This window comes from Halopseudomonas sp. L-58 (genome assembly GCF_056859475.1).
Map to the genome: position 1 here is coordinate 1 of NZ_JBSXON010000026.1, position 9,924 is coordinate 9,924.

The window sequence follows — 9,924 nt, forward strand, 5'->3', positions numbered from 1 at the left end:
ATAAGCGCAGCGTGCTGTACAAAGCCAAGCGCAAGATTGAAAAGGCCAAGGCTCAGGTGCGCGCCAAGGTCGAGCATCCGTTCCGGGTAATCAAGCGCCAGTTCGGTTACACCAAGGTGCGCTTTCGCGGCTTGGCCAAAACACGGCGCAACTGGTGACACTGTTCGCTCTGTCGAACCTGTGGATGGCGCGCCGACATTTACTGGCGGATGCAGGAGAGGTGCGCCTGTAATCTGGAAAATGGCTGCCGCGAGGTGCTGGCGACGGCTAAAAACACAGAAATAAGCGGGTCATCTGAGCGTTTTTGATCGATTTGCCGCTTTTAAAATCGGCAGGGGCTGAAGTCAGCCAGAAATACACAACTACTTCAGACCATCCTTAGCCAAAATACTGACCAATGATCCAGGTCAATCTTCCGGAGCCTTGACAGCCCTGCACGGCCGTCTTAGCTGCGTGCTGCTCCAATCCTGTATACTTCGGTCTTTCTCAATTTCACAGCCCGACCTGGTGAAACACGTGACTCAGACCAATCCAGCCGTCCACACCTTTCAAGGACTGATCCTTGCCCTGCAACGCTACTGGGCAGAGCGGGGTTGTGCGGTACTGCAGCCCTACGACATGGAAATGGGTGCCGGCACCTTCCATACAGCCACCTTCCTGCGCGCCATCGGCCCGGAAACCTGGAACGCTGCCTACGTACAGCCCAGCCGCCGCCCCGCTGACGGCCGCTACGGTGAAAACCCGAACCGCCTGCAGCATTACTACCAGTTCCAGGTGGTGCTCAAGCCGAACCCGGACAACATCCAGGAGCTGTACCTGGACTCGCTGCGTCATATCGGCGTCGACCCGCTGGTGCACGACATCCGCTTCGTTGAAGACAACTGGGAATCGCCGACCCTCGGCGCCTGGGGTCTGGGCTGGGAAGTCTGGCTGAACGGCATGGAAGTGACCCAGTTCACCTACTTCCAGCAGGTCGGTGGCGTCGAGTGCTATCCGGTCACCGGTGAGATCACCTACGGTCTGGAGCGTCTGGCGATGTACCTGCAGGGCGTCGACTCGGTCTACGACCTGGTCTACTCCGACGGCCCGTTCGGCAAGGTCAGCTACGGCGACGTGTTCCACCAGAACGAGGTGGAGCAGTCCACCTACAACTTCGAGCACGCCAACGTCGACAAGCTGTTCGAGCTGTTCGATTTCTACGAAGGTGAAGCCAATCGTTTGATGGAACTGGAGCTGCCGCTGCCGGCCTACGAAATGGTCATCAAGGCATCGCACACCTTCAACCTGCTGGACGCCCGCCGCGCCATCTCGGTGACCGAGCGTCAGCGCTACATTCTCCGTGTTCGTACCCTGTCCCGCGCGATTGCCCAGAGCTATCTGCTGGCCCGCGCCCGCCTCGGCTTCCCGATGGCCACCCCCGAATTGCGTGATGAAGTACTGGCCAAGCTGAAGGAGGCCGAATAATGCAGGCGCAGGATTTTCTCGTTGAACTGGGCACCGAAGAGCTGCCTCCCAAGGCCCTGAAGAAGCTGGCCGAAGCCTTCTTGGCCGGGGTTGAAGGCGGTCTGAAAGACGCCGGTCTGGGCTACGCCAAGGCCCGCTACTACGCCGCGCCGCGCCGCCTGGCCGTGCTGGTCGAGGCGCTGGCAACCCAGCAGCCCGACCGCACCACCCAACTCGATGGCCCGCCCGTACAGGCGGCGTTTGACGCCGACGGCAACCCGACCAAAGCCGCCGAAGGCTTTGCCCGCAAGTGCGGTGTCAGCCTGGCCGAGATCGACCAGAGTGGTCCGAAGCTGCGCTTCGTACAGAACATCCCGGGCCAGCCGGCCACCGATCTGCTGCCCGGCATCGTTGACGCCGCACTGGCCGCGCTGCCGATTCCCAAGCGCATGCGCTGGGGTGCCCGCAAGACCGAATTCGTCCGCCCGACCCAGTGGCTGGTCATGCTGCTGGGTGATCAGGTCGTGCCCTGCGAGATTCTCTCGCAGCGTGCCGGTAACCTGTCCCGCGGCCACCGCTTCCACCACCCGGATCAGGTCACCATCGCCAGTCCGGCGGCTTATGCCGAGACCCTGCGCAGCGCGCACGTGATCGCCGATTTCGCCGAGCGCCGCGAGATCATCAAGAGCCGCGTCGACACGCTGGCTGCAGAGCAGCAGGGCACCGCCATCGTGCCGGCGGACCTGCTGGACGAAGTCACCGCGCTGGTCGAATGGCCGGTGCCGCTGGTGTGCAGCTTCGAGGAACGCTTCCTTGAGGTGCCGCAGGAAGCGCTGATCTCGACCATGCAGGATAACCAGAAGTACTTCTGCCTGCTGGATGCCAACGGCAAGCTGCTGCCGCGCTTTATCACCGTCTCCAACCTGGAGAGCAAGGACCCGGCGCAGATCATCGCCGGTAACGAGAAGGTGGTGCGCCCGCGCCTGACCGACGCCGAGTTCTTCTTCAAGCAGGACCAGAAACAGCCGCTGGAAACCCGCAACCAGCGTCTGGCGAACGTGGTATTCCAGGCCGATCTGGGCAGTGTATTCGACAAGGCCAAACGCGTGTCCGAGCTGGCCGGCTTTATTGCCGAGCGCATCGGCGGCGACGCCGGGCGAGCTGCCCGTGCGGGCCTGCTGTCCAAGTGCGACCTGGCGACCGAGATGGTCGGCGAGTTTCCGGAACTGCAGGGTATTGCCGGCTACTACTACGCCAAGCACGACGGCGAAGCCGACGACGTGGCGCTGGCACTGAACGAGCAGTACATGCCGCGCGGTGCCGGCGCCGAACTGCCAAGCACCCTGACCGGCGCCGCCGTGGCGCTGGCAGACAAGATCGACACCCTGGTCTGCATCTTCGGTATCGGCATGCTGCCGACCGGCTCCAAGGACCCGTATGCCCTGCGCCGTGCCGCCCTCGGCGTCCTGCGTATCCTGATCGAGAAGCAACTGGACCTGGATCTGGCCAGTGCGCTGGAACATGCCGTCGAGACCAACCAGGAACTGGGCTTTGCCCAGGCGACCACCGCCGGATTGAGCGGCGAGGCGCTGGTTGCCCAGGTGCAGGACTTCATCTTCGACCGCCTGCGCGCCCGCTACGAGGATGAAGGTATCGACGTTGAGGTTTACCAGTCGGTACGCGCCGTCAGCCCGACTTCGCCGCTGGACTTCGATCAGCGTGTACAGGCCGTTCAGGCCTTCCGCCGACTGCCCGAGGCCGAGGCCCTGGCTGCCGCCAACAAGCGAGTGTCCAACATCCTGTCCAAGGCTGACGGCAGCGTCAGTGAGCAGATCAATACTGCTCTGCTGCAGGAAGCCGCCGAGCAGGCGCTGGCGAACGCCGTCGCCGCTGCAGAGCAGGCGGTAGCGCCGCTGGCATCCCAACGGCAGTACACCGCGACGCTGGAGCAACTGGCCGCCCTGCGCGCGCCGGTGGACGCCTTCTTCGAACAGGTACTGGTCAACGCCGAGGACGACGCCGTCAAGGCCAACCGCTACGCGCTGCTGGCACGTCTGCGCGGTCTGTTCCTCGGCGTTGCGGATATTTCGCTGCTCGGCTGACGCCGCTGCAAGCTACAAGCTGCAAGCGGCAAGCCGCCCGTGCTGACTTGTAGCTTGCCGCTTGGAGCTTGTCGCTATGAAGTTGATCATTCTCGACCGCGACGGGGTCATCAATCAGGACTCCGACGCCTATATCAAATCCCTCGACGAGTGGATTCCCTTGCCCGGCTCCATCGACGCCATTGCGCGCCTGAGCAAGGCCGGCTGGACTGTCGCAGTGGCTACCAACCAGTCCGGTATCGGCCGTGGCTACTATGACGAGGCCACGCTGCAGGCCATGCATGACCGGCTGCGCCAGCTGGTAGCAGAGCAGGGCGGCAAGGTGGATCTGATACGTTACTGTCCGCACGCTCCTGATGCCGGTTGCGATTGCCGCAAGCCGCTGCCAGGGCTGTTCAGGCAGATTGCCGATGACCTTGGCCAGCCGCTCGATGGCGTTCCCACCGTGGGCGACAGCCTGCGTGACCTCGAGGCCGGCTGCGCCGTCGGTTGTACGCCCTATCTGGTACGTACCGGCAAGGGTGCGAATACCGAGCACAAGACACTGCCCGCCGGTACGCGGGTATTCGATGATCTGGCAGCTGTTGTCGACCACCTCCTGGAAGCTTGAACCATGTCTCTGCTGATGCGCCTTCGCGTCGTTCTGTTCTACCTGTTGCTGTCGGCCAGCGCTGCCGTCTGGTGCATTCTGGTCACCCCACTCGCGCTGTTTCTGAGCGTTCGCTGGCGGATCAAGGTCATCATCGAGTGGTGGTCCGCTATCGCTGTGTGGCTGGCGAAGAACATCGTCGGCATCCGCTACGAGATATCCGGTCTGGAGAACATTCCGGATCAGCCGGGGGTGATCCTCGCCAACCACCAGAGCACCTGGGAAACCTTCTTTCTGCCACGTGTATTCCGTCCGCAAACCCAGTTGATCAAGCGCGAGCTGCTGTATGTCCCCTTCTTTGGCTGGGCCTTTGCGCTGGCCAAACCCATTGCGATTGACCGCAGCAAGGCGCGCGACTCGCTGCAGCAGCTGACACGCACTGGCGGTGAACGCCTGAAGGACGGCATGTGGATTCTGGTATTCCCGGAAGGTACCCGCATCGCCCCCGGAGAGACGGTCAAATTCTCCCGTGGTGGCGCTGCGCTGGCCTGTGCCAATAACGCCCCCATTATTCCCGTTGCGCACAATGCCGGCGAATTCTGGCCGCGTCAGGGCTGGGCCAAGAAGCCCGGTATCGTCAAGGTGATGATCGGGCCCGCGATCTATCCGGCCGGTGCCGATCCGCGCTCCATCGTCGCCGCCAACAAACAGGCTGAAAGCTGGATCAACCAGCAGTTGCAGGGCCTGAAAGACGCCTGAGGCCGACTGGTCCATAATGGGTGTTCTGACGCGGCGTACCGCGATTTCATCAACTGCTCGACCGGTGTCTTGATATGGATATTAACCGCTACCTCCGCGCCCTGGCCGAAAAGGGCGGCTCCGACCTGTTTTTCAGCGTTGGTGCGCCCGTGACCCTAAAGCGTGAGGGTGACTTCTTCGCCTTTGGCAATCAGCCGCTGGCAGCCGGTGCCGTCAGGGAACTGGCCTGGCAGGTGATGAACGAAAAGCAGATCGAGGAGTTCGAACGCGAGCAGGAGATGAACCTGGCGGTCGGCCTGCCCAACCTGGGCCGCTTCCGTATCAACGTGTTCTACCAGCGCAGTGAAGTGGGTATGGTCGTGCGCCATATCAGCAACAAGATTCCTGCCTTCGCTGACCTTGGCCTGCCGCAGCAGCTGGAACGACTGGCACTCAAGGATCGCGGCCTGGTGCTGGTGGTCGGCGCCACCGGTTCAGGCAAGTCGACAACCCTCGCCTCCATGCTGGATTACCGTAATACCAATCGGGCAGGGCACATTGTCTGCATTGAAGACCCGATCGAGTTTCTGCACAGGCACAAGAAATCGATCATCGATCAGCGTGAAGTCGGGCTGGATACCCAGAGCTTCGAACATGCGCTGCGCAATGTTCTGCGCGAATCGCCTGACGTCATCATGATCGGCGAGATACGCGACAAGGCGACCATGCAGCACGCGCTGCACTACAGCGAGACCGGTCACCTGGTGGTAGCCACCCTGCACGCCACCAACAGCGTCCAGGCCATCGAGCGCATGGTCAACCTGTTCCCGGAAGGCGAGCGCAAACAGACGCTCAGTGATATCTCGATGAATCTGGCCGGCATTATTGCCCAGCGGCTGGTGCCTGCGGTGCATCAGAAGCGTGTGGCCGCCGTCGAGGTACTGCTGCGCACGCCCTACATCCGTAACCTGATTGCCCGCGACGAACTGTCCGAGATCAAGGACTCGATGAACCGCGGCCAGGAGCCCGGCCTGCAAAGCTTTGATCAGCACCTGTACGACCTGCTGACCGACGGCAAGATCACCATGGAGATGGCGCTGCGCTACGCTGATTCGCCAACGGATCTGAAGCTGAAGTCCAAGTTCAGCGATACCCGCAGCGAATCGCCACTGGGCATGCCACAGCAACCAGAGCCAGAAGCGGAGCTTTCATTCAAGCCGGCGACGCCGGGTAACGAGTTTTCCGATTCGGATCTGACCGACGACTTTCGTTGATCGCCAGACACTAAAAACCCCTTTGACCCTACGATCAAAGGGGTTTTTTATCGCCTGATGTGTAGAAGTTCAGACTTGATCTGACAGTTACCGGGTTTTCTGGCTGCGACTGTCAGGTCAAATTCAGCCTATCAATTTTTCCTGCCAGATTTTCTTTCCATCAGCGAAGGTGTCCATTGGCGTCCGTCCGCAGCACATTTTCCCCTGATGGGTTCGCTCATGATTGTAGTGGACAAGCCATTCGTCAAGGTCGGCCTGAAGCCCCTCCATGCTCTGATAGATCTTCTTGCGGAAAGTAACCTGATAGAACTCCTGCAAAATGGTCTTATGGAAGCGCTCGCAGATCCCATTGGTCTGGGGTGAGGCTGCCTTCGTGCGGGTATGTTCAATATCGTTCATGGCCAGATAAAGCTGGTAATCATGTTGCTCCAGTTTGCCGCAATACTCCGTTCCTCGGTCGGTAAGAATTCGGAGCATCTCCACCTCTTCGGCGGCAAAGAACGGCAGCACCTGATCATTCAGCAGATCCGCAGCGGTAATCGGCGTCTTAGTGCTATATAGCTTGGCGAACGCCACCTTGCTGTAGGTATCCACGAAGGTCTGCTGATATATCCGCCCAACACCTTTCATGGTGCCGACATAGAACGTGTCCTGGGAGCCCAGATAGCCTGGATGAGCCGTTTCGATCTCACCGCAGGCGATGTCGTCATCCCGCTTCTTCTCCAAGGCGACGACTTGCGCTTCCGTCAGCACCGCGCCTGTTTCGGCAACATGTTTTTCCAGTGCACGAAGCCGCTGCTTGAAGTTGGCCAGCGCGTTGCGCAGCCAGATCGAACGTACGCCAGACGGACTGACAAAGGTGCCGCGTTTGCGCAGCTCATTGCTGACGCGAACCTGCCCATGAGCAGGCTGTTCGACAGCGTACGCCAACACGGCCTGCTCAATGACTTCGTCCACACGGTTCTTGAAGTTGGGTCGCTTGCGATCCTTCTGTAGCAGCGCCTCTACGCCACCGCTGGCCTTGGCCTCCTGGTAGCGATAGAAGGTGTCTCGTGAAACACCCATGATCTTGCAGGCTTGGGATACGTTGCCCAGTTCCTCGGCGAGGTTCAGCAGGCCCAGCTTGTGTTTGACGATCGGTTGATTTAAAACATTCATGCGGGGTTACTCCCTATGAGTGAGATGATTGGTCGCACAACCATCAAACTCGGTAACCCCGTCTTTTTCAAGACGAGTGTCAGATCAGATCGAAACTTCTACACCTGATGTAGGCGTTCAAAGTTACTCGTCCTTTACGCAACCAAAAGATCAGTTATACACGACAGAACGAGGAAAGTTATTTTCACCACCGGCCAAAGTTAATCTACAAAGACCCAGTTTCGGGAAAAGTTAACTAACCACACAACTTGACTACAAGCTCAATGCTAAAAATCTATCAGAAGAATTGACGACTTGTCAATTTAAGCGAATTAACACCACCTTATGACTTCCGCATATACAACTTCATAAGTTCATACCTACTCTAGTAAGGCCGACCCAAGCCTCAAGAAAGAGCTTGCTGGGAGAGCCTAACCTCCAGCCAGAGCTTCTAGCTCATTCAGAAGCACTGCGTGTGTCCAGCTAGCAAATCGCCAATTTCTATATTGCTTGATATAGCTCCCGCCATAGCGTCTCGCTAGCTGCCTGAGAAGATCAACGATCACCGGACTATATGAAACCGAGCGAACAACAACCTCACCAAACGGCAGAACTCGAACGTCTACCCACAAGCCCTGAATCGTATAGCGCACTGCAAGAGGCAATACTGCAGTGCAGTTCACGTCGCTCTCGATCACTTCGTCGTTACCCGCATCCTCTGCCACTAACTCCTCACGCGGATGAAGCCAGACCTTCAAAGACGGATCATGCAATATCAACCGCTTGAGCTCTAACAGGCCTTCAATGGTCGGAGCTACAACTAACCCGCTGAGGTTCACCTCGATAGCGCGCAGACCTTTTTCTGTAATCTTTTTTTGCTTTTCGTCATCAACAAAAGACGTACAAGCAAACTCCACAACCAGCGGCCCATCAGGCAGCTCCGCTACCAGATCAGGCCTGAAGTCGCCCATCCAAACCTCTTGCTCAACAGACACGAAATCCCACCAAGCACTGCTATCAGCAGCATCAGAATGGTGACCTGGCATCAGTGGTAATTGCAGGCCTAGACTTTCCTTCACTAGCTGCTTTGCGTATTTATGCACAAAGCTTTCTAGACTGATTCGACATGGTCTTTTTGAAGATGCGTGTGAGAAGTGATGCATTCTCTGCTGACCCTTGCGCGCGATGAGTGTTTCACCACACTCGAGGCATCGGCAGTTGCACCCTAAACCGCTTACTACTTCGCCGACCGCAACTACATGCCCTTTAAAATCTTCAGCTATGGTCATGCTCATGAGAATTCCCTCTGGAGTTAAGAAGCCCCAAGACTGAAAATCTCAAATAGAAAAAACCTCCACTAACCCGCATCTTCTGGTTTTTGTGGTTAAATATTCTTATTAATCAAAAGCATAGGGAAATGCATGATCGATGCTCTACAGCAGCTGAAATCAAACCTAGAGGCCAAACCTACGCGGGGACGATCCTACGAGATCATCTCGTACATAGTTGACGCATGCCTTCAGCGTGACGATGTCTATGAAAAACTTACCTTTGAGGCGGCGACCCTCCTGCATTGCTGCGGTACCGCCGCCGAGCGGGAGATGGATCCTCAGAAGTGGATGCCTAACATCTCAGTCTTGCAAAAAGCACTGAATCTAACCCAAACCTCAGAGGCGAGGCGCCTTAGATTTGGGTACTCTCCGGGAGGGGGAAGAGGCAATGTCAGCCTCTATTGGCTTGAGCTCGCACCAGAAGAAGCCGAGAACCAGTCTGGTAGAGGAGTACAGTCTGATGAAGTCACTTACCGGAGATCCGTCCCAGGCTCGATTAAGCCATCTATAACGGCACGTTTTTTCTTCAAGAAAGGGGAGATTAAAAATCGTAGCGTCGTGGGCACAGCATTTCTAACCTCAATCATGCTGGCAAGCCTTACTTGGATTGCGATGCTCAGCCTAGTCATTCTGAGCCTCGTATTACAGGACGAATCGATAAACATGGGAAGCCTGATTCACCTATTAATCGCTGTAATTGGCTTCCTTTTTATTTGGAAGCAATCGTTGGCGCCATGGTTCAAAGTAATTGATGAGTGTGTCGTCAAAGCACCTCTTGGCGTAGCAGCTATTTTCGAAGATAGCTGCGAGATAGAAATGTTCCGACACGAGCGCTCCCGGTGGACACGCTTAGTCAGATTCAGCGCCGACTGTCCCCTATGCGGCAGTAATATTGAGCTAAGGCAGGGCAAGCCAGACCACGTATTACCACTGGTCGGGCGATGCATTGAAAGCCCTCATGCCCATGTTTACAGCTTTGATCGCATGACCCTAAGAGGCAAGTACATCGGCCCCTGACGGTGCCATTCAGCTTTTAAAGCGCTTCGCGCCCTCAAGATCAATTTTCCCCACCGCCTCAACCGCATCCACTTGAGCAAGCTCCAAGCGGTAGTAGAAACAACCAAGACGCATCGCCTCTCCGATGTGATATTGCTCTTGCTGAGCGCAGTGGTCGCGGTAGGGACGGCAGTTACCTGCCGCCCCCCGCACAGATCCGTACGTGCGGAACTACCGCATACGGCTCCTGCCTCGGGTATGTGACGCGAAGCGATCCTCAGGGTAAGGATGTGCATTTCTAGGTCTAGGTATGT

The 9,924-nt window shown here is 57.7% G+C and carries 8 protein-coding genes and 1 pseudogene; 7 read left to right on the forward strand and 2 right to left on the reverse strand.

Features of this window, described 5'->3' with window-relative positions:
- The 6 genes and pseudogenes from AC13EY_RS01325 to AC13EY_RS01350 all read left to right on the forward strand — a co-directional run.
- Nucleotides 1-232, forward strand: a pseudogene (locus AC13EY_RS01325) (transposase); the annotation flags it as partial.
- A gap of 284 nt (nucleotides 233-516) precedes the next feature.
- On the forward strand, nucleotides 517-1,464 hold the full coding sequence (glyQ, locus tag AC13EY_RS01330; protein ID WP_104736719.1) for a glycine--tRNA ligase subunit alpha: 948 nt from the start codon (nucleotides 517-519) through the stop codon (nucleotides 1,462-1,464).
- Complete coding sequence (gene glyS / locus AC13EY_RS01335) at nucleotides 1,464-3,545, forward strand: glycine--tRNA ligase subunit beta (protein WP_482875837.1); 2,082 nt, start codon at nucleotides 1,464-1,466, stop codon at nucleotides 3,543-3,545. The genes glyQ and glyS overlap by 1 nt, the downstream gene beginning before the upstream one ends.
- 76 nt (nucleotides 3,546-3,621) lie before the next feature.
- On the forward strand, nucleotides 3,622-4,155 hold the full coding sequence (gene gmhB, locus AC13EY_RS01340; protein ID WP_285676988.1) for a D-glycero-beta-D-manno-heptose 1,7-bisphosphate 7-phosphatase: 534 nt from the start codon (nucleotides 3,622-3,624) through the stop codon (nucleotides 4,153-4,155).
- 3 nt (nucleotides 4,156-4,158) lie between these two features.
- The gene (locus AC13EY_RS01345) at nucleotides 4,159-4,893 is read left to right on the forward strand and encodes a lysophospholipid acyltransferase family protein (RefSeq protein ID WP_285676989.1); all 735 of its coding nucleotides are present in this window, start codon (nucleotides 4,159-4,161) and stop codon (nucleotides 4,891-4,893) included.
- Between the two features lie 74 nt (nucleotides 4,894-4,967).
- The gene (locus tag AC13EY_RS01350) at nucleotides 4,968-6,146 is read left to right on the forward strand and encodes a PilT/PilU family type 4a pilus ATPase (RefSeq protein WP_228246025.1); all 1,179 of its coding nucleotides are present in this window, start codon (nucleotides 4,968-4,970) and stop codon (nucleotides 6,144-6,146) included.
- A gap of 123 nt (nucleotides 6,147-6,269) precedes the next feature.
- On the opposite strand, the gene AC13EY_RS01355 is transcribed toward AC13EY_RS01350, so the two are convergent.
- Together AC13EY_RS01355 and AC13EY_RS01360 are read right to left on the reverse strand one after the other, a co-directional pair.
- Nucleotides 6,270-7,304, reverse strand: a complete 1,035-nt coding sequence (locus AC13EY_RS01355) for an IS481 family transposase (protein ID WP_065335715.1) — start codon at nucleotides 7,302-7,304, stop codon at nucleotides 6,270-6,272.
- Nucleotides 7,305-7,714: 410 nt separating this feature from the next.
- Complete coding sequence (locus tag AC13EY_RS01360) at nucleotides 7,715-8,578, reverse strand: competence protein CoiA family protein (protein ID WP_482875834.1); 864 nt, start codon at nucleotides 8,576-8,578, stop codon at nucleotides 7,715-7,717.
- Nucleotides 8,579-8,704: 126 nt separating this feature from the next.
- Here AC13EY_RS01360 and AC13EY_RS01365 point away from each other — a divergent pair, with 126 nt between their 5' ends.
- Nucleotides 8,705-9,631, forward strand: a complete 927-nt coding sequence (locus AC13EY_RS01365; RefSeq protein ID WP_482875832.1) for a hypothetical protein — start codon at nucleotides 8,705-8,707, stop codon at nucleotides 9,629-9,631.
- The last annotated feature ends 293 nt before the right edge of the window (nucleotides 9,632-9,924 follow it).